Origin of the sequence: Luteibacter sp. CQ10 (assembly GCF_040900725.1) — a bacterium.
Classification (GTDB): domain Bacteria; phylum Pseudomonadota; class Gammaproteobacteria; order Xanthomonadales; family Rhodanobacteraceae; genus Luteibacter.
The window spans coordinates 24,298-44,071 of the sequence record NZ_JAEUYM010000001.1 but is presented as its reverse complement, the minus strand read 5'-3'; the positions used below and the strand labels follow the sequence as shown (position 1 = coordinate 44,071).

The 19,774-nt window shown below is 66.8% G+C and carries 13 protein-coding genes; 3 read left to right on the top strand and 10 right to left on the bottom strand.

Features of this window, described 5'->3' with window-relative positions; translation table 11 throughout:
* Nucleotides 1-3 precede the first annotated feature (3 nt).
* The 3 genes from JNG39_RS00195 to JNG39_RS00185 are packed head-to-tail and all read right to left on the bottom strand — an operon-like array spanning nt 4 to nt 6,703.
* On the bottom strand, nt 4-1,383 hold the full coding sequence (locus JNG39_RS00195; protein ID WP_247375122.1) for a glycoside hydrolase family 125 protein: 1,380 nt from the start codon (nt 1,381-1,383) through the stop codon (nt 4-6).
* 53 nt (nt 1,384-1,436) lie between these two features.
* Nucleotides 1,437-4,061, bottom strand: a complete 2,625-nt coding sequence (locus JNG39_RS00190; RefSeq protein ID WP_368308977.1) for a glycoside hydrolase family 2 protein — start codon at nt 4,059-4,061, stop codon at nt 1,437-1,439.
* A complete protein-coding gene (locus tag JNG39_RS00185; RefSeq protein ID WP_368308976.1) occupies nt 4,061-6,703 on the bottom strand; it encodes a TonB-dependent receptor in 2,643 nt (880 codons plus the stop codon). Before JNG39_RS00185 ends, JNG39_RS00190 begins: the two co-directional genes overlap by 1 nt.
* A gap of 640 nt (nt 6,704-7,343) precedes the next feature.
* Between JNG39_RS00185 and JNG39_RS00180 the strand changes: the two genes are divergently transcribed.
* Nucleotides 7,344-9,023 (top strand): DUF3300 domain-containing protein, encoded by a 1,680-nt coding sequence (locus JNG39_RS00180; RefSeq protein WP_368308975.1) that lies wholly within the window; start codon nt 7,344-7,346, stop codon nt 9,021-9,023.
* A 64-nt stretch (nt 9,024-9,087) separates the two neighbouring features.
* Here the strand turns inward: JNG39_RS00180 and zwf are convergent, their stop codons facing one another.
* From zwf to recQ, 4 genes are all read right to left on the bottom strand, one after another.
* Nucleotides 9,088-10,911, bottom strand: coding sequence for a glucose-6-phosphate dehydrogenase (zwf, locus tag JNG39_RS00175; RefSeq protein ID WP_368308974.1), 1,824 nt, complete (start codon nt 10,909-10,911; stop codon nt 9,088-9,090).
* Nucleotides 10,908-12,740, bottom strand: a complete 1,833-nt coding sequence (locus JNG39_RS00170; RefSeq protein ID WP_368308972.1) for a glycoside hydrolase family 15 protein — start codon at nt 12,738-12,740, stop codon at nt 10,908-10,910. The genes zwf and JNG39_RS00170 overlap by 4 nt, the downstream gene beginning before the upstream one ends.
* A 233-nt stretch (nt 12,741-12,973) precedes the next feature.
* Nucleotides 12,974-14,629, bottom strand: coding sequence for a YbaL family putative K(+) efflux transporter (ybaL, locus tag JNG39_RS00165; protein ID WP_368308971.1), 1,656 nt, complete (start codon nt 14,627-14,629; stop codon nt 12,974-12,976).
* 195 nt (nt 14,630-14,824) lie between these two features.
* On the bottom strand, nt 14,825-16,639 hold the full coding sequence (gene recQ / locus JNG39_RS00160; RefSeq protein ID WP_368308970.1) for a DNA helicase RecQ: 1,815 nt from the start codon (nt 16,637-16,639) through the stop codon (nt 14,825-14,827).
* 182 nt (nt 16,640-16,821) lie between these two features.
* On the opposite strand from recQ, the gene JNG39_RS00155 reads away from it, so the two are divergent.
* Nucleotides 16,822-17,067, top strand: a complete 246-nt coding sequence (locus tag JNG39_RS00155) for a hypothetical protein (RefSeq protein ID WP_368308969.1) — start codon at nt 16,822-16,824, stop codon at nt 17,065-17,067.
* Here the strand turns inward: JNG39_RS00155 and JNG39_RS00150 are convergent.
* Nucleotides 17,064-17,429, bottom strand: coding sequence for an MGMT family protein (locus tag JNG39_RS00150; protein WP_368308968.1), 366 nt, complete (start codon nt 17,427-17,429; stop codon nt 17,064-17,066). The genes JNG39_RS00155 and JNG39_RS00150 overlap by 4 nt on opposite strands.
* Before the next feature lie 73 nt (nt 17,430-17,502).
* Between JNG39_RS00150 and JNG39_RS00145 the strand changes: the two genes are divergently transcribed.
* The gene (locus tag JNG39_RS00145; protein ID WP_368308967.1) at nt 17,503-17,907 is read left to right on the top strand and encodes a hypothetical protein; all 405 of its coding nucleotides are present in this window, start codon (nt 17,503-17,505) and stop codon (nt 17,905-17,907) included.
* Between the two features lie 63 nt (nt 17,908-17,970).
* On the opposite strand, the gene JNG39_RS00140 is transcribed toward JNG39_RS00145, so the two are convergent.
* Nucleotides 17,971-19,095: an anion permease gene (locus JNG39_RS00140; protein ID WP_368308966.1), complete on the bottom strand. Its 1,125-nt coding sequence runs from the start codon at nt 19,093-19,095 to the stop codon at nt 17,971-17,973.
* Nucleotides 19,096-19,108: 13 nt separating this feature from the next.
* Nucleotides 19,109-19,738, bottom strand: coding sequence for a DUF47 domain-containing protein (locus JNG39_RS00135; RefSeq protein WP_247373331.1), 630 nt, complete (start codon nt 19,736-19,738; stop codon nt 19,109-19,111).
* Between the last annotated feature and the right edge of the window lie 36 nt (nt 19,739-19,774).

The following is a 19,774-nucleotide window of genomic DNA, read 5'->3' as shown; positions in this document are numbered from 1 at the left end:
GCGTCAGACGCGGCGCAGGGAATCGGGATGCTTGTCGGCGAGGTGGACCACCAGCTCGCCGAACAACGTATTGGCCCAGGCGAACCAGCTTCGCGTGAACTTGGTGGGATCGTCCTGATCGAAGGCCTCGTGCATGAAGCCGGTACCGGCATGCGTGGTCTTCAGCCAGTGCAGGCACTGGCGGATCTCCGCCACGTCGTCGGTGGTAAAGGCCTTCATCATGATCGACATCGGCCAGATCATGCGCAGGCCCTCGTGCGGGCCGCCGATGCCTTCGCCGGCGCTGCCCTTGAAGAAATACGGATTGCGCGCGCTCCACACCGTGGCGCGCGTGCGCTCGTAGCGTGCGTCGCGCGGCGTGCACTCCAGGTACGGCAACGCCAGCAGGCTAGGCACGTTGGCGTCGTCCATGACGAGCTGGTCGCCGTAGCCGTCGACTTCGTAGGCCCAGAAATCGCCGTCCTCGCCCTTGACCACGCCGTACTGTTCGATGGCGGCCTGCACTTCGTCGGCCAGCGCGTTGCATTCGGCCGCGAACGAGGCGTCGCCGTAGAGCGTGCCGTGCATCTGCGCGAGGCGACGCAGCGTCACCACCGCGAACAGGTTGCCCGGGATGTTGAACGGATAGATCGTCGAGTCGTCCGACGGACGGAACATCGCGTGGATCATGCCCACCGGACGGGTCGGATTGCCGTAGCCGCTGAGGAACTGGGTGTCGGTCGGGCGCAGCGACGGGCGCTCGAAATGGTAGGGGCCCGGGCCGTCCTTGCGCTGCTGTTCGCGGAAGGTGCGCACGATGAGCTTGGTCGCTTCGCGCCACGTGTCGTCGAAGGGCTCGCGGTCGCCCGTGGTCTGCCAGTAGCCATGGGCCAGGCGCACGGGATACCCCAGCGAATCGATTTCCCACTTGCGCTCGGCCACGCCTGGGCGCATCTCGGTGGCGTCGGTCTGGGCCCACTCCAGCTTGCTCTTGCCCTTCGGATCGGGAAGGAACGCGTTGGCGTAGGGGTCGATCAGGATGCAGCGCGCCTGGCGGCGGATGAGTCCGCGGAACAGCTTGCGCAGGGCCTCGTCCTTCGGCGTCAGCGGCAGGTAGGGCCACACCTGGGCCGACGAATCGCGCAGCCACATGGCATCGATGTCGCCGGTGACCACGAAGGTGTCTTCATAGCCGTCGAGGCGCCCCAGCTCCACCGTGGTATCGAGCGTGTTCGGGAAGCAGTTCTCGAACAGCCAGGCGAGCTCGGGATCGGCGATCTTCTTCTTGGTGGAGGCGATCAGCGCCTCCACCGCGGGACTGGTGAACTTGCGCTGCGCCACCGGCGGTCGCTTGCTCGCGAAACGCGAGCCGGCGGCGGAAGCGACGCCGACACCGCCGGCCACGGCGAGGCCGGGCGCGAGCGAGAGCCACTTGAGCAGGTTGCGACGGCTTGGATTCACTGTTTGCCCTCCTTCAGTGCATCGACCAGCGACATCGCCGACACGGTACGACGCAGGGTTTCGAGATCGGTGGTGCCCTGCACGTCGAGCTGCCGGCTCTCGCCGGGCAGCAGATCGAACGCGTTGTCGGACAATCGCACGTCGAGGTCTTGCGTGTCGACCCATACGGCGCGCGCGAGGCGCTTCGCGCTGACGGTCACCACGAGACCGTGGCCGCTGTCGCTCACGCTCCACGTCAGTTCCGGCTTCGGCAGCATGAGATCGCGTGCCGCACCGAAATACAGCAGGTGATGGGCGACGGTGGCGCCCTGCTCGATCAGGTCGAGCGAAACCACGGTGCGCTTCGGATCGGCGCCCTTCAGCAGCGCGGCATCGCCGAGCTTCAGCACGTTCGTGCTCGCCAGCGCGGCGGCATGCACGGGCTGGCTGCTCTCGCGCAGCATCTTGCCGCTCATGTCGTAGACGCGCATGCGCAGCGTGGCATCGAAATCGGCCGTGCGATCGGAGACGGCGAACACGTTCGTGACGCCGTCGCGACGCTGCGGCACCACGTCCACCGGCGCGTAGAAACGCTTGGCGTGGTACTGCAGGGCTTTCCAACGATTGAAGTAATCCACGCTGGCCCAGGACGCGCCCGGCCACACGTCGTTGAGCTGCCAGTACAGCGTGCCCATGTTCTGCGGACGCTTGCTGCGCAGGTGCTCGGCCGCCAGCTCGATACCCTCGGCCTGCATCACCTGGCTCAGGTACACGAACGAGGGGAAGTCCTTCGGCTCGCCGTATTCCTGGCGGATGTACAGCAGCAGGCGCTGGTTGCCGTCGCCGTTGGCGAACTTCTGGTGCGCGCGCATCACCTTCGATTCCGGCTGCATGTCTTCCGGCTTGGCGAAGGCCTTGATCGTGGCCATCACCGGGAACGACTGCAGGCCGTACTCGGACTGGAAGCGCGGCGTCATGTCGAGGTAGTGCGAGATGGGCTCGGAGCCCGACCACACCTTCCAGTAGTGGTAGTCGCCGTCGGTCTCGACGTTGGCCGGGCCATCGAAGTCGGTGCTGGGCGAACTGGCCCAGTACGGCGTCGACGGCGAAAGGTCGGACACCACCTTGCGCAGCGTCTTGCCGAACAGCTCGCGCATGCCGTCGTCGATCCGCTTGACCTCGTCGGCGTTGACGAACTTGCGGAAGTCCTGACGATCCGGCCAGTCGTCCCAGCCGGTCTGCACTTCGTTGTTGCCGGCCCAGATCACGATGGACGGATGGTTGCGCAGGCGGGTGACCTGCTCTTCGGCCTCGATGCGCGCGCTCTCGCGGAAGGCATCGTCGTACGGCGTGATCGCGCCGCCGTACATGAAGTCCTGCCAGATCATGATGCCCAGGCGATCGGCCGCGTCGTAGAACGCGTCTTCGAGGTACGTACCGCCGCCCCACATGCGCAACATGTTCATGTTGGCGTCGTGCGCGGAGCGCAGCAGCGTTTCCTGGCGCTCGGGCGTGACGCGCGAGGGGAAGCTGTCGTACGGGATGAGGTCGGCGCCCTTGGCGAACACGGGCACGCCGTTGATCACGAAGGCGAAGCTGCGACCCCACTGATCCTTCTCGCGACGCAGCTCGACGCTGCGCAGGCCGGTGTCGCGGTCGACGCGGGCGACGGCCTGGCCGTCGGCCGAGACCTCGGCATGGAACTTGTAAAGATTGGGCTCGCCGTAGCCCAGCGGCCACCAGCGTTGCGGATGGGCGATGGTCACGGGCAGGGCCACGTGGTTCTCGCCCTTGGCGAGGGCGACGCTGCGCTCCTCGTGACCGTGCGTGCCGTCCGGCGCCGTCCAGTCGACGGCGAGCATCACCGGGCCGCCCTTGTCCGCCCGAAGGTCGAACTGGCCTTCCAGCTGCGCGGTGTCGGCGTCCACGTGCTTCTGCGCCACGTGGAAATCGGCCAGGCGCATCGTGTCCCAGCTTTCCAGGCGCACGGGCTGCCAGATACCCAGGGTGACGTAGCGGGGGCCCCAATCCCAGCCGTACTGGTAATTGGCCTTGCGCACGTAGTTGGAGGTCTGCTTGCCCTTGGGCTCGTCGCCGAAGGCGGAATCGAACTCGCCCGGCAGCGAATACGGCTGCTTCATCAGCCACGGCAGCAGCTTGCCGATGGGCGACTGCAGGTGCACCTGGAGGGTGTTCGAACCCTTGTGCAGGGTGTCTTTCACCGGCAGGCGCCAGCGGCGGAACATGTTGTCCGCGCTCAGCAGCTTCTTCCCGTTGAGCGACACCTCGGCGAAGGTATCGAGACCCTCGAAAACGAGATCGACGTGATCGCGTGCCAGGGTGGCCGCGTCCACGTCGAAGTCGAGTCGATAATCCCAGTCGGAGAGGCCGATCCATTGCAGGCTGGCCTCGTTGTCGCGCCAGAACGGATCCTCGATCCGTTTCAGCGCGAGAAGATCGGTCTGGACGGCTCCCGGCACGTGGGCCGGGAGCCAGTCCTTCAGGTCGGTGTGCGCACCCGCTTGCGTCCCTTGGGCGAGACGGAAGCGCCAGCCGGCGGAGAGATCCCTCTCCGTCGGCGGGTTGGCACTGGCCGCTCCGGCGGCCAGCCAGAGCGTCAGGGCCAACGATGCGCGGCGCATCACAGCTTCAGGCCCAGGGTCACCGTGTACGTACGGCCGTTCTTGTACGAGTACAGCGGCTGGCTCGGGCGGTCGTCGTAGACCTGGTAGGTCTCGTCGAGCAGGTTGGTGCCATCCAGGGAGATACGCATGTGGTCGTTGATCTGGTAGCCGACGGACGCGTCGAGTTCACGGAAGATACCCGTGATCTGCTGCGTCTGCAGCGCCGCGATCGAGGTGAAGTACGACGAGCGCCAGCTGTAGGTCACGCGCGCGCTCCACGGGCCCTGCTCGAAGAACGGCGAGAGGTTGAACGAGTTCTTCGAGTTGTACGGCAGCGGGAAGTCGTTGCTGGTGTCCGCGTCGGAGTACGTGTAGTTCGCCAGCATGCCGAAGCCGCGACCGAAGTTCTGCTGGTAGGTGAGCGAGGCGCCCTTCACCTTGGCCACGCCGGCGTTGATCGGCACCTGCATCTGGTACACGTCGTCACGCTGGTTGGTCAGGTTGTAGTGGGTCTCGAGCACCTGGGTGTTGAGGATGTAACCCGAGATGCGACGGAAGAACAGTTCGGCCGACAGGATGCTGTTCTCGGAGAAATACCACTCCGCCGAGAAGTCGTAGTTGGTCGACTTGTACGGACCCAGGTCGGTGTTGCCGCGCGAACCGGTGAGGCTGCGGTCGTCGAGGGCGACGTACGGGGTCATCTGCTGGTAGCGCGGACGGGCGATGGTCTGGGCGTAGGCGAAACGCAGGGTCACGTCCGAGAGCACGTCGTAGGCGATGTTCAGCGACGGCAGCCAGTTGTGGTACGCGCTGCGCTTGTTCACCGGGGCATACGTGTCGGTACCGACCGCGTTGTAGCCGTCCACCGTGTCGCGGGTGCGGAAGTAGCGCACGCCGACGTTGCCGCGGTAGTCGTCACCGGCGAAGTCACCCTGGATGTAGAACGCGCGGTTCTGCTCCTGGATGGCGTAAGTGGCCTTCGGGTCGATCGGCGAGCCGTACTGGTCGACCAGCGCGTTCACGCCGTCCTTCAGCGCGCCCTTGTTGATGGTGGTCCAGTCCTGCATGCCCGGGGTGCCGTTCAGGCCGCCGAGGAAGCCGTCCGGGGTCTGGCCGCCGGCCCAGTCGTTCAGCGTCAGGCCGCCGATGCCCATGGAAGCGAGCGACGGGAAGCGCGAGGCGTAGGCATCCTGACCGTTGTAGTGGTTGGTCGCCTTCACGCCCACTTCGATCTGGTTCAGCGGGCCCCACGCCACGTCGTGCGCGAAGTCGGCCTGGAAGTAACGCTCGCGGTCGTAGGTGGGCGCGCGGCTGAAGCCCACGCCGTTGATGGCGGCGGCGGCCGGGTTGTCCGGGAAGTTGTAGTTGATCTGCGGATGCTGGCCGTCGAGGTTCCAGTTGTAGCCGCCGAGCGACTTGAACTGGGTGTTCCAGATGCCTTCCGAGCCGCCGGTGGAACCGGTGTAGCCGATCTGGCTCGACGCGGTCCAGCCGTCGCCGTACCAGTCGGCGCGCAGCTGCGCGGCGCCGGTGTTGACCTTCGACTCGCGCTCGTAGCCGTCGAGGTAGGTCGGCGCGTTCGGGCCGTAGTTGGCGCTGGTGATCACACCGTCGTTGACGCCCACCGAGGTGGCATACGGCGCCGAACCCGACCAGTCGCCGTAGCGGCTCTGGTTGAAGTTGTCGAACTTCTCGGTGACGTACAGGCCGGTGAAGTTCAGCTCGAAGGCATCGTTCGGCTTCCACTGCAGGCCGGTCGACACGCCGTCGCGCTTACGCTTCTGCTGGAACCACGCGGTGTTGATCGCGGTCGGATAGGTCGGCTGCGTGCCGGCCGGCACCACGCCCGGGGCGAACTGGTGGTCGGGGTTGGTGTCGGTCGGATCGTTCGCACGCTGGTAGCCGAAGATCTCGGTGCCCTGGCGGTCGATGATGCGCTGCGAGTGCATCAGCGAGCCGAGCACGCCGAAGGTGTTGTCCTGGTTCTTCCAGCTGTAGAAGACCGAGGCGTTCGGCTTGCCGGTGTCGGCGCGATCGTTGTAGTTGTAGCTCACGTTACCGGTGAGCGTGTTCGCCTTGAGGTCGAGCGGGCGACGGGTGTTGACGATCACGGTACCGCCGATCGAGCCTTCGTCGATCTTCGCCTGCGGGGTCTTGTAGACCTGGGCGTTGCCGATGATTTCCGAGGTGAGCAGGCTGTAGTCGAACGAGCGGCTGTCCGGGTTGTTCGGGTCGGACGTCCAGTTGGTCGAAGCGAGGGTCTGGCCGTTCAGCAGCAGGCGGTTCAGCGCCGGATCGGTGCCGAGGATGCTGACCTTGTCGCCTTCGCCGAAGTTGCGGTCCACGCTGATGCCGGGGAGGTGCGACAGCGACTCGGCCACGTTGGTGTCCGGGAACTTGCCCACGTCCTCGGCCGAGATGGCATCGACGATCGAGTCGGAGTTGCGCTTGAGGTCGAGCGACTTCTGCAGGCTCGCGCGGATGCCGGTCACGGTGATGCCGGTAAGCTCGGCCGCGTCCTGCGGTGCGGTCTGGTCGGCGGTGGTCTTCTTCGCGTCGCTCGCGGCCGGGGCGTTGGTGGCGGTCTGCGCCATCACGCTGCCGGTGGCGAACAGACCGGCCAGGATGGCCATGGAAAGCGCGCTGAAACGGTGGTTCACATCGATCTCCTGAAAGGAAAGGAGGCAGGGCTCGCTTGGTGGCCGGGCCCAACCCCGCGTCTGGTTTTTTTCGAGCGAACGGGACCGCGCTGGCCATGGGCCAGCGTCGGACGTTCGCTTCGTTGGGGTCTTTTAGTGCCCTTCTTCACTTTCGCGCGCCCTTGACGGGGAATCGCGCGCGATCACGGCATACCGTGTTACTGGCGGATTCTTGGATGAGTTGACAACGTTGTCAACTGATTTTTAACTCGATCCAAGGATAGACAAACTTCCGCAAGTTCATGATTTATATGGATAACGCAGGAATACCAAAATAGTGCAGTGCAGAAATTGACTGGAACATTTGGATCGATCCAGTAGCGTTCGATTTTGTCCGGAACTCCGCTTAAGCCCTTGATGACAGGGGCTTTGGGTCCCACTGGCGCAGCACGACACGATGGATCGGTCGGTGAGCGGTTTATTGCTGCATCGCAGCAAGATGCGGCCGCTTGCGAGGTGTCAAACACGCGTCGGGGGCGCCCTCCCCAACCGCGGTTAAACCGATGGATTACAGCGCAAGGCCTTGCGGCTCGAGACAGCGCCCAGTCACGCGCCGAAAACGACATTGGCGCCACGCAGGCGACCCTGGACGAGAGGCCCCATGAAGTACCTTCCGAAGGATATTTTCCTGATGACCGCGCTATCGGTCGCGACGCTCGGCCTGCTGGCGGGTTGCCAGCGCCAGGCGCCGACGGACGAAGCGGCTGCGCCGCCACCGGCATCCGCCGCCACGGCGGAACAGCCCGCGGCGGCCTACCAACCGCCGACCGCGGATCAACTCTACGCGTTGGTCTCGCCCATCGCCTTGTTTCCCGACAAGCTCGTCGCGCTGACACTCGCCGCTTCCACCCATCCCGACGACGTGCACGCGGCGCGCGGATTTCTCGAAGACCACCGCAACCTCAGCGGCTCGGCGCTGATCGATGCCGCCGCCGCCGACGAACCCTGGGATCCGAGCGTCAAGGCGCTGGTGGCATTTCCCGCGGTGGTCGACCAGCTGGACAGCCATGACGACTGGACCGCCGCGCTGGGCGCGGCCTACGCGGCCGAACCGACGGACGTGCTCAACGCGATCCAGGTGATGCGCCAGCGTGCCCGCGCCCACGGTTCGCTGCGCGATACGCCCCAGCAGACGGTACGCGTGACGGAGACCACCGAACCCACGACCGTCGTCGACGAACGCCGCGTGGTCGATCCGCCGGCCCAGACCATCGAGATCGAACCGACCCAGCCGGATGTCGTCTACGTGCCCAGCTACGATCCCGACGTCGTCTACGGCGAGCCGGTCTATTCGCGCGTCTACACCACCGAGCGCTGGTACGAACCGGGACCGACCCGGGGCGACCTCGTCGCGACCGGGCTGCTCTCGTTCGGGGCGGGCGTGCTGGTGGGCGAACTGTTCGCGCACGGGCACCACGACCACCCCTGGGGCTGGAATGCCTGGCAGACCTCCTGGGGCGGTCCGCGCGGCGGCGGCTACGGGCGGCCGGCCGTGGTCTACGACAACCATCCTTACGTGGTGAACCGCACCACCGTGATCAACCGGTACACCCACATCGACCGTTCCGTGCACATCGACAACCGGCACGACTTCGGCAATGTTTCGGTGCACAACACATTCGACCGAGGTGCTCCCGCCCCGGGACCGGGCCGCTTCGCGCCCCCTGCCGCCGCACCACGGGCCGTGGATTTCGCGCACATGCAGCGTCCGAACTTCAGCCCGGCCATGATGCATGCCACCGCGCCTAACGGACGCCCAGCGCTGCCGCCGCCCGGCGCCGAGCGAGCGGCGGCAGCAGCCCACGCCGCGAACGAGCCGCCCCGGCCGCAGGAAGCACGCGCCCTGGACACTGGTCGACCGATGGAACCCGGCAGGCCGCACGCATTCGACCCCGCGACGGCGCAGCACCATGACCGACCCTTGCCGACGCCCGCCGCGCCGCCGCGACAGGAAACCCGCGACGATGTCCGCATGCCGCCCAGGGACACGCACCTGGCCCAGCATACCCCGCCGCCGACGGACCCTGGCCTGACGCACCGCGCGGAACCGCGGATGGAACCGCGGGCGGAGCCACGCGTGGAATCGCACATGGAACCGCAGACGCAGCCACACATGGAGCAGCACATGGAACCGCGTTCGCAGCCGCACATGGAACCGCGTACGGAACCCCGCGCGCAGCCCCACGTGGAAGCTCGACCGGAACAGCACCCGGCGTCCCGGCCGGCACCTCACCATGACGAGCATCGCCCGCCCGCGCACGAAGACAAACACGACCACTGAGCGATAAAAAAAAAAAAGGGGCCTCGCCGAAGCGAGGCCCCTCGTTCACCACCCGGCCGACGATTTACCTGCCGCGCGGACGGGTCGCCGGCTTCCGACGGGCGGCCGTCTTCTTCGTCGCCGTCTTCTTTGCCGCCGTCTTCTTCGCAGCCGTTTTCCGCGTGGCCGTCGTCTTGGTCGCGACCTTGCGGGCGGAAGCCGTCTTCGCCGCCACCTTCCTGCTCGCCGCGCGGCGAACCGCACCCTTCTTCGGCGCGCCCTTCGTCGCCGTGGCGCGCGGGGCATCCGCGGCAGTCGACGGCGTGGCCTCGGCCTTGGTGCGCGCCGGCTTACGGGCCAACGGCTCGCTCGACGAATTCAGTGGACGCCACGAACGCCCGCCCATGGCGAGCAAGGTATCGGACGAGGCCGGACCGGCGCTGCCCGAGGCGTAGTTGGGAAAGTCGGCCGGCAAGCGCTGCGCCCATTCGTCGAGGATCGGCTGCACGGCGCGCCAGCACGCCTCGACCATGTCCGCGCGCTGGAACAGCGTGGCGTCGCCGGTCATGCAGTCGTACAGCAGCGTTTCGTAGCCCACGTTCGGCTCGGCGCGGAACCAGTCGGCGTACTTGAAATCCATGCGCACGGGCGCGAGTTCCACGCGCGGGCCGGGACGCTTCACGTCGAACTGCAACGAGATGCCCTCGTCGGGCTGGATCTGCAACACCAGCCAGTCCGGTCCGAACGCATCCATTCCCGTGCCGCGGAACGGGGCGAACGGCGCCGATTTGAAACGGATGGCGATCTCCGTGGTGCGGCGGCCCATGTGCTTGCCCGTGCGCAGGTAGAACGGCACGCCCGACCAGCGCCAGGTGTCGATGGAAAGCTTCATCGCCACGAAGGTCTCGGTCACCGAATCGGGCGCCACGTCGGGCTCCTCGCGGTACGTGGTGGCCAGCTCGCCGTTGACCGCACCGGGGCCGTACTGGCCGCGCACGGCATCCTCCGGCTGCACGGGTCGGATCGCCTCGATCACCTCGGCCTTGCGCGTGCGCACGGCTTCGGCATCGAACGAGGAGGGAGGCTCCATCGCCACCATCGCCAGCAACTGGAAGAGATGGTTGGGCACCATGTCGCGCAGGGCGCCGGTCTGCTCGTAGAACGTGCCGCGACGCTCCACGCCCACCGTCTCGGCCACGGTGATCTGCACGTGGTCGATGCGGTCGCGGTTCCAGATGGGCTCGAACAGGCCGTTGGCGAAACGGAAGGCCATGATGTTCTGCACCGTCTCCTTCCCGAGGAAGTGGTCGATGCGGTAGACCTGGTCCTCGCGCAGCACCTTGAGGATGCGTTCGTTGAGCGCGCGCGCCGAGGCGAGATCGTGGCCGAACGGCTTTTCGATGATGACGCGGCGCCAGAAACGGCCGTCGGCGCCGCCGTCGTCCACCAGTCCGGCCTCCTGCAGCTTCTCGATCACGTCGCCGAAGAAGCGTTCCGGCGTGGCGAGGTAGAAGAGCACGTTCCCCTGGGTGCCGCGCTTGCGTTCGATCTCGCCCAGCTTCACCGACAGGCTCTGGAAGGCCTGCTTATCGTCGAAATCGCCGGCGTGATAGGTCATCTGCCCACTGAGCCAGTCCCAGGCCTCTTCGTCGAGCTTGCGGCCGCTGGTGCCCACGTAGCGCTCCAGCGCCGTGCGCAGGCTGTTGCGCCAGGCGTTGTCGGTCATCTTGCCGTGGTTGAAGCCGACGACGGCGAAGTTGTCGGACAACAGCCCCGTGCGACGCATGTTGTAGAGGGCCGGTACCACGAGGCGGCTGGTCAGGTCGCCGGCCGCGCCGAAGATCACGACGGTACACGGATCGGCCGGATGGGCGCGCGAACTGATGCGCTTGGCGGTGGCTTGGCTCATGCACGAACTCCTGGAGAAGGCTGGTTCAAGGTGGATTCTGGACTGACATGCATATCCGCCGTGGCACTGCTTCGACGCGCCAGGCTATAGGCGGCGTTGACCAGCGCGACGTGCGAAAAGGCCTGGGGGAAATTGCCCAGCAGGCGCTTCGAAACCGGATCGTACTCCTCCGCGAGCAATCCGAGGTCGTTCGTCAGCCCGACGAGCCGGACGAAGAGCTCGCGCGCCTCGTCCATGCGGCCCAGCAGCACGTAATTCTCCACGAGCCAGAAGCTGCACGGCAGGAACTGCCCCTCGCCCGGCGGCAGTCCGTCCACGCCGCTGCGCGTGTCGTAGCGAAGCACGAAGCCGTCGACGAGCAGGTCTTTCTCGACCGCGCGAACGGTGGCCGCGACACGCGGATCGTCCGGTGGCAGGAAATCGGTGAGGGTGACCAGCAGCAGGCTCGCGTCGACCTCCGTCGAACCGTACGACTGCACGAGGCAACCCCGCTCCGGATCGACGCCCTTGGCGAGGATATCCGCGCGGATCTCGTCGGCGATCCCGCGCCAGCGCCTCGACAACGGAGAGCCTTCCTCCCGCGGCTGTTCGGAGGCTCGCTGGAAGGCCAGCCAGGCCATCACCTTGGAATGCACGAAGTGGCGGGGCTCGCCGCGAATCTCCCAGATGCCTTCATCGGGTTCGCGCCAGATGCTGGCGAGGTGATCGAGGAATACCTCCTGTACGCCGTCGGCTTCCGGTTGCAGGGCCACGCCATGGCGCACCGCGTGCGCGAAGGCGCCCACCAGTTCGCCGAAGATGTCGAGCTGGAACTGCGACGAGGCGGCATTGCCCACGCGGACGGGACGGGAGCCTTCGTAGCCGGGCAGCCAGGTCAGTTCGTATTCCTCCAGTCGCCGCTCGCCCGCGAGCCCGTAGAGCACCTGCAATTGCCCCGGGGAGCCGGCCACGGCGCGACGCACCCAGTCGCGCCACGCGCTGGCTTCGTCGTGGTAGCCCGCGTTGACCAGCGCGGACAGTACGAAAGTCGCGTCGCGCGCCCAGCAGTAGCGGTAATCCCAGTTGCGCTCGCCGCCGATCCATTCGGGCAACGAGGTGGTGGGCGCGGCGACGATGCCGCCGGTGGGCAGGTAACTCAGTCCTTTCAGCACCACCAGCGAACGGCGGACGATGTCGGTCCATTCGCCCATGCCGAGGCAGCGGCCCGACCAGTCCTCCCAGAAGGCGAGGGACTGCTCCAGCGCGGCGCGGGGGTCGATGGCGTCGGGCGGAGCGAGGTGCGAGGGCCCCCAGGTCATCGTGAACGTCGCCGCTTCCCCGGCCGATACCGCGAAGCGCGCCACGCTATGCATGTTCTCCCCTTCCAGGGGCACGGTGCTGCGCACGACGACGAGGTCGGGGCCGGCGACGGCGGTGAGGGTGTCGTCGTCGATGCGGCTCACCCAGGGCACGGCGTTGCCGTAGTCGAAGCGGATGCGCAGCAGGGTTTCGAAATCCACCCGCCCCTCGATACCCTCGACGATCCGCGTGACGCCGACCTGGTCGCCCGCGAAGGGCATGAAGTCGGTGACCCTCGCGCTTCCGGTGGCGGTCTGCCATTCGGTGAGCAGCACGAGGCTGCCGTCGATGTACTCGCGACGGGACCGGGCCTCGCCGTCGGAGGGGGCGAGCTGCCAGCAACCATGGTCTTCGTCGCCCAGCAGTGCCGCGAAGCAGGCCGCGGCATCGAACCGGGGCAGGCAAAGCCAGTCGATCGATCCGTCGCGCGATACCAGGGCGGCGCTGCGGCAGTTGCCGATCATCGCGTAGTCTTCGATCCGGGGGGCCATCGTGTCCTCTTGGGTCAGGGCCAACCGGCGAAAATCTAACGATGGCGACGTTAGGTGGATGTGTCCGTAGGTCGCGGTATCGCTCGACCGCGTGCCCGGCGCCGGGTTCCTGCGTGCGCAGGAACGACGGGCCGAACGATTGACCGCGACGCGTAAAACAACCTCACGTCGTTCCTGCGCACGCAGGAACCCGGCGCCGCGAGAAGGGTTTTCGCCGGGAATTCATGCGGCTCTCAATGATGCGAAGCCGCCACCGGCACCGGAAACGCCATCTCCACCATCCGCCGCGCCAGCTCTTCCTCGCCGTACACGACCTCACTCGCGCCCAGTCCCGACAGGTGCCCCATGCATTCCTGCGAATGCGCGCGCGCCACGATCGGCAGGTCGGCGCGCAGCGCACGCGCCGCACGCACGACCTGGCCGCCCTCGAAGGGATCGGGCACCGCCACGATCAGCGCGCGTGCGGAGGCCAGATGGGCCTCGGCCAACACCAGCGCCGCGGCGGCATTGCCGATGACCACCTCCGCCTTGCCGCTGTCGCGAAGCTCGCGCACGGCATCTTCGTCGGTCTCGATCACCAGGATCGGCGTGCCCGCCGCACTCAGTTCGGCGAACACGCGGCGCCCCACCCGGCCGAAGCCGACCAGTACCGTATGCCCCCGCACGTCGGGATGCTCCTCCGGTGCATCGGCGTCGTGCCTGGCCACCCAGCGGTCGAGCGCGACGAAGAGCAGCGGGTTGACGAGGATGGAGACGATGGCCGCGGCGAGCAGCACGTCGCGCGCCTGCTCGCTCAACAGACCGAGCGAAACGCCCAGGCCCGCGAGGATGAAGGAGAACTCGCCGATCTGCGCCAGGCTCGTCGCGATGGTGAGCGCGGTCTTCGGCGGCCGGCCGAACGCGCGCACGATGGCATAGGCGGCGGCCGATTTGCCCACGATGATGATCAGGCACGCCGCCAGCACGATCCACGGGTGCTGCACGACCACACCGGGGTTGAAGAGCATGCCGATGGAGACGAAGAACAGCACGGCGAACGCGTCGCGCAACGGCAGGGTTTCCTCGGCCGCGCGCTGGGACAGCTTGGACTCGCCCATCATCATGCCGGCGAAGAAGGCGCCCAGTTCGAACGAGACGTCGAACAGGTGCGCCGCGCCGAACGCCACGCCCAGCGCAATGGCGAGCACGGCCAGGCGGAACAGCTCACGCGATCCGCTGGCCGACACGGCCTGCAAGGTCCACGGAATGACGCGCTTGCCGATCACCAGCATCACGGCGACGAACAGCACCACCTTGCCGATGGTCCAGGCCACGGTGCCCAGCAACTCGCCGGCGGAGGGTGCCGCCGTGCCCTGCTCGGCGCCGAGGAAACCACCGATGGCCGGAAGCAGCACCAGCGCCAGCACCATCGCGAGGTCTTCGACGATCAACCAGCCCACGGCGATACGCCCGCGGTCGCTGTCGAGAAGCCGGCGTTCCTCCATCGCGCGCAGCAACACCACCGTGCTTGCCACCGACAGCGCGAGGCCGAATACGAACCCCTGCGCGGGCGGCCAGCCGAGCGCCCAGCCCAGCAGCATGCCCATGCCGGTGGCCACGCCCATCTGCCCGGCGGCACCGGGGATCGAGATGGATTTCACCGCGAGCAGGTCTTTCAGCGAAAAATGCAGGCCCACGCCGAACATCAGGAGGATCACGCCCAGGTCGGCCAGTTCCTGCGCGATGTGCGCATCGGCCACGTAACCCGGCGTGAAAGGTCCCGCGACGACGCCGGCGAGCAGATAACCGGCCAGTACGGGAAGACGAAGGCGATGCGCGATGGCACCGAAGACGAAGGCAAGGACGAGTCCACCGACGATGGTGGCGATGAGTGGCGTGGCGTCGTGCATGAGGGCTCCCTGGATCGCTCTACGATGTTTGGGGGTCGAACTGCCGTGACGCAAGCTTTTGCGAATTATCTCAATCCAGTCATTTGGGCCAGCGGCTCCGCAGTTTCCGCAGACACGGTCCGCCCCACCCCGTGGCAGGAAATCACCTACCGAAGGGGTGGGAGCCGATCGTATCGGCGAACGATCGGAGCCATCTCACTCGGCCGCCGTCAGCACCGCCAGAAAATCCTTGCCGTACCGCTTGAGCTTGTTCTCACCGACGCCACTGATCGATCCCAGCTCATCCTCATCCTGCGGCAGCGCACGCAGCATCGCCAGCAAGGTGGCATCGTGGAAGATGACGTAAGCGGGCACGCCATGCTGCTTGGCCAGTTCGGCGCGAACGCGGCGCAGCTCGTTCCACAACGGTTGCTCCACGGCCTCGATGCCCAGCGACGCACCCGCCACCGCCGGCGAAGGCCGCGACGAACGGCGCCCGCGTACGGGACGGGCGTCCTCGCGCAGGGACACCCTACGCTCGCCCTTGAGCACCGGCCCGCTCAGCGCGGACAGGCGCAACGTGCCATATCCCTCGGGATCGGCCTCGACCAGGCCGGCCGCCAGTAACTGGCGGAAGACCGAGCGCCACTGCGTGGCATCCATGTCGGTGCCCACGCCAAAGACGCTGAGCCGGTCGTGGCCCAGCTCGCGCACGCGCTCGCTCGTCTCGCCGCGCAGGATATCGATGAGGTGGCCCGCACCGAAACGCTGGCCGCTGCGATAGATGCACGACATCGCCTTCTGCGCGGCGACCGTGGCATCCCAGGTCTTCGGCGGCACGAGGCAGTTGTCGCAGTTGCCGCATGGTTCGGCATACACCTCGCCGAACGCCTCGAGCAGCAACTGACGGCGGCAGCGCGTGGCCTCCGCATAACCGAGCAGGGCGTCGAGCTTGAGCCGCTCGATGCGCTTGCGGTCGTCGCCCGATTCGGACTGCGAAATCATCTGGCTCATCGTCACCACGTCACCGAGGCCGTAGACCATCCAGGCTTCGGCGGGCAGGCCGTCGCGTCCCGCGCGACCGGTTTCCTGGTAATAGCCTTCCATGCTGCGGGGCAGGTCGAGGTGCGCCACGAAGCGTACGTCGGGCTTGTCGATACCCATGCCGAAGGCCACCGTCGCCACCATCACGACGGCATCCTCGCGGAGGAACCGTTGCTGGTGGCGCATGCGCGTGTCGGCGTCCAGGCCGGCGTGGTAAGGCAACGCCTCCACGCCGGACTCGGCGAGCCAGGCCGCGGTTTCGTCGACCTTGCGCCGGCTCAGGCAATACACGATGCCGGCCTCGCCCCGATGCGCGTCGAGGAAGTCGAGCAGCTGCCGACGCGGATTGTCGCGTGGCGCCACGCGATAGCGGATGTTGGGGCGATCGAAACTCGATACGAAGCGACGTGCCTCGTGCAGCCCCAGGCGCTCGACGATCTCTTCCCGCGTACGTTCGTCGGCCGTGGCGGTCAGCGCGATGCGCGGCACCTCGGGAAAGCGCTCGTGCAGCAGCGTCAGCTCGCGATACTCGGGGCGGAAATCGTGCCCCCATTGCGACACGCAGTGCGCCTCGTCGATCGCGAAAAGCGCGATGGGAATGCGATCGAGCAAGGCGAGGAAGCGCCCCGTCAGGAGACGCTCGGGCGCCACGTAGAGCATGTCGAGTTCGCCCGCCATGAGCAGGTCCTCGACCTCGCGCTGGGTGACGGCGTCGAGGCTCGAATTGAGATAGCGCGCCTTGACGCCCGCTTCGAGCAGCGCATCGACCTGATCCTGCATCAACGCGATGAGGGGCGACACGACGATGCCGGTGCCGTAACGCATGAGCGCGGGAATCTGGTAGCACAGCGACTTGCCGCCGCCGGTCGGCATCAGCACGAGGGCGTCGCGCCCCGCGGCCACCTCTTCGACGATCGCCTGCTGCTGGCCGCGGAACGCGGGATAACCGAATACGGAATGAAGGAGATCGAGGGCGGAGGACTGCATCCACCCATGCTAACAAACCGTGATGCCGCCTCGACGACGACGGAGCGCGGAAAGCCGGATGCCTACAGCGATATTCGGCCAGCTCCCTTGCCAAGGCTTCGCGGTGGGCAGTTAATGGAGCCGAGTCCGTTAGCGCGTCCCAACGGTCGGATTTTCATACGTTTTCTTCACGGAAACCCCTCATGAAGCCAGTACTGTCGATCTCGTTAGTCCTCTGCCTCGCGGCACCGGTCTCGGCCCAGACGGCGACCACCGGTACCGCGCGCTTCGCCGGCCACATCGTGCAGACCACCGAGCGCATGGGCGCCACGGTGAGCACGCTCGACGCGCACGTGGCACGACGGACATGGCGCAGCCACCTCCTCGACTATGCGATGACGCGTACCCGACCCGGCGCATGGCGCGCCGTCGTCGTCGAATATCGCTAGTCCCAGCTCCAGATGGCGCGGTCGAGGTCATGATCCAGGCCGAAGGCACTCATCGGCACGCGACCATCCTTCACCGTCACGCCTTCGGCCTTGAGAAGGCGGCATTGCTCACGAAAGCCGCGCGTGCCGGCGGGAATGCCGATACGGCCGTCCGCGCGCAACACGCGATACCACGGCAGGTCGGGCCGGTTGGGCGCATCGCCCAGCACCCGGCCGATCAGCCGCGCGCGCCCCGGGTATCCCGCCCGGGCGGCAATAGCGCCGTAACTGGCCACCCGCCCGCGTGGAATGGCGGCCACCGCGTCGAGAATCCGCCGAGCCCGCTCTTCTCGGGCCTCGTCTTCGTCGAGTTCATCGTTCATGGTCGGAATGTGCATGCCGTATGGACGGGCTGAGCGTACCATCGGAAGCCCGACCGACGGACCCGCCCCCACCATGCGCCATTTCGAGGCCATTCGCTCCCATCTCGGCGGCATTCACCGGCTGCGGCAGAACGAGCCATACCTGATCAGTTTCGACCTGGAGCTCCCCGATGGACGCCACCAGGGAATTTACCTGGCGGAACTGGAGGACGACGACGGCCAGCGCTACCTGCGACTGTCCACGCCCATCGGGCCGCTGGCGGGGGTCGATGCCCGGCGTTGCCTTCGCTTCAACTGGGAACAGCGCACGGGGTACCTCGCCGAGGCCGACCTCGACGGATCGCCCTACCTGCATTTATGCGAGAACCGGCCTTACGACTACCTCGACGAGCCGGAGCTGGCGCGGTTGATCGAGGCGCTGGGGGCAACCGGGGATCAGTTGGAGCAGGTGGTCAACGGGGAAGCGGACGCGCTGTAGTGATCGCCGATGAATCGGCTCCTACATAGCAGTAGGAGCCGATTCATCGGCGAATGGTGGTGATCAGAACAGCAGGCTCCCCAGCTTCACCAACCCATAGCCGATCCCCGCCGTGATCGGCAGCGTGAGAATCCACGCCCACACCATCCGCTCCACCACCGACCAGCGAATCGCGTTGAATCGCTTGGCCGCCCCCACGCCCATGATCGACGCGGACACGTTGTGCGTGGTGGACACCGGCACGCCGAGCACCGAGGCGGTGAGGATCACGGCCGCCGAACTGCCTTCGGCGGCGAAGCCGTTGATCGGATGCAGCTTGACCATCTTGTGGCCGAGCGTCTTGATGATCCGCCAGCCGCCGCCGGCCGTGCCCGCGGCCATGGTCAACGCGCAGACCACCTTCACCCAGACCGGGATCGGAAAACCGCCGGCCGCCGAGGGATCGTGCGGGATGCGCAGGAAATGCAGGAACGCCGGGAGCTGGTCGAACTGCCCCGCCGCCGTGGCGCCGGCCAGGGCCAGGGCGATGATGCCCATGCTCTTCTGCGCGTCGTTCATGCCATGCGACAGGCCCATCGCGCTGGCGGACACGATCTGCGCCTTGCCGAAGAAACTGTTGACGAACGGCGTGCGGCCCAGCCGATGCAGGAAGCCCCGGCGACTGGAAAAGAAGCCAAGCAGCGCGTACAGGCCGCCCATGATCAGGAAGCCGATCACGAAGCCGAGGAACGGCGAGACGATCATCGGCACGATCACCTTGGGCAGCACGCCCTTGCCCAGCCACCAATGGGCCCCACCCTGCCACCAGATGATGGCGTGCAGGTTGCCGTCGGACGCCGCCAGCGCGGCACCGCACAGGCCGCCCACCAGGGCGTGGCTGGAGCTGGACGGCAGGCCCAGCCACCAGGTGATGAGGTTCCAGATGGTGGCGCCGAGCAGCGCGCTGATCAGCAGGTGCGACCCCACCTCGACCACGCCCGTGTCGATCAGGCCCGAGGCGATGGTGGCGGCCACGGCCGTGCCCCAGAGCGCGCCGGCGAGGTTGGTGACCGCCGCCAGCAGCACCGCCTGGCCGGGCGTGAGCACCTTGGTGGCGACCACGGTGGCAATGGAATTGGCCGTGTCGTGGAAGCCGTTGATGTAGGTGAAAGCGAGGGCGATCAGGACGACCGCGAGAACCATGCTCATGGGGCGCCCGCCGTCAGGAGTTCTTGAGCACGATGGAATAGACGACGTTGCCGACGTCGCGGCACTTGTCGACTGCCTTCTCCACCAGCTCGAAGAGATCCTTCGCGAGCACCGCCCGGATGGGATCGGAGCCCTCGGCGTACAGGGAACGGTAGGGATCGAGCAGCAGGCGGTCGGCTTCCGATTCCAGCGCCTGGAGCTGGTCGCGCAGCTTTTTCACCGGATCGATCTTCAGGCCGTGGCGCAACTGGCCGATCATCGACACCACGACGTCGGCGGCGCGTTCGAGCAGGGCCGCGCGCTGGCCGAAATCGATACCCGGCAGGCGTTCGGCCACGATCACGTAGCGCTCGGCGAACTTCTCGATGGTCTTGGGGATCTTGTAGAGGGCCGAGTTCAGCGCCTCGATGTCCTCGCGGTCGAGCGCGGTGACGAAGGTGTTGACCAGTTCCTCGCCGATCTGCCCATGCAGCGCCTTCTCCCGGGCCCGCGCGGCCGCGAAAGCCGCCATGACCGGTCGGCGGTCGGTCTGGGTGACCAGTTCGTGCATGGCGCGCGCGCTCTCGCGCGCGGCCTCGGCGCTGGCCTCGAGCAGACCGTAGAACTTGTCGCCCTTACCGAAGATCGTCTGAAGTGAAAACATGGGGTTGCCTGGGGGTACCGGGGAAAATATGACCGT

What these genes read in the sequence shown, in the direction of transcription:
- JNG39_RS00190 (WP_368308977.1), bottom strand. Translation starts at nt 4,061, where the DNA reads ATGCGCCGCGCATCGTTGGCCCTGACGCTCTGGCTGGCCGCCGGAGCG.
- JNG39_RS00180 (WP_368308975.1), top strand. Translation starts at nt 7,344, where the DNA reads ATGAAGTACCTTCCGAAGGATATTTTCCTGATGACCGCGCTATCGGTC.
- zwf (WP_368308974.1), bottom strand. Translation starts at nt 10,911, where the DNA reads ATGAGCCAAGCCACCGCCAAGCGCATCAGTTCGCGCGCCCATCCGGCC.
- JNG39_RS00170 (WP_368308972.1), bottom strand. Translation starts at nt 12,740, where the DNA reads ATGGCCCCCCGGATCGAAGACTACGCGATGATCGGCAACTGCCGCAGC.
- ybaL (WP_368308971.1), bottom strand. Translation starts at nt 14,629, where the DNA reads ATGCACGACGCCACGCCACTCATCGCCACCATCGTCGGTGGACTCGTC.
- recQ (WP_368308970.1), bottom strand. Translation starts at nt 16,639, where the DNA reads ATGCAGTCCTCCGCCCTCGATCTCCTTCATTCCGTATTCGGTTATCCC.
- JNG39_RS00155 (WP_368308969.1), top strand. Translation starts at nt 16,822, where the DNA reads ATGAAGCCAGTACTGTCGATCTCGTTAGTCCTCTGCCTCGCGGCACCG.
- JNG39_RS00150 (WP_368308968.1), bottom strand. Translation starts at nt 17,429, where the DNA reads ATGAACGATGAACTCGACGAAGACGAGGCCCGAGAAGAGCGGGCTCGG.
- JNG39_RS00145 (WP_368308967.1), top strand. Translation starts at nt 17,503, where the DNA reads ATGCGCCATTTCGAGGCCATTCGCTCCCATCTCGGCGGCATTCACCGG.
- JNG39_RS00140 (WP_368308966.1), bottom strand. Translation starts at nt 19,095, where the DNA reads ATGAGCATGGTTCTCGCGGTCGTCCTGATCGCCCTCGCTTTCACCTAC.
- JNG39_RS00135 (WP_247373331.1), bottom strand. Translation starts at nt 19,738, where the DNA reads ATGTTTTCACTTCAGACGATCTTCGGTAAGGGCGACAAGTTCTACGGT.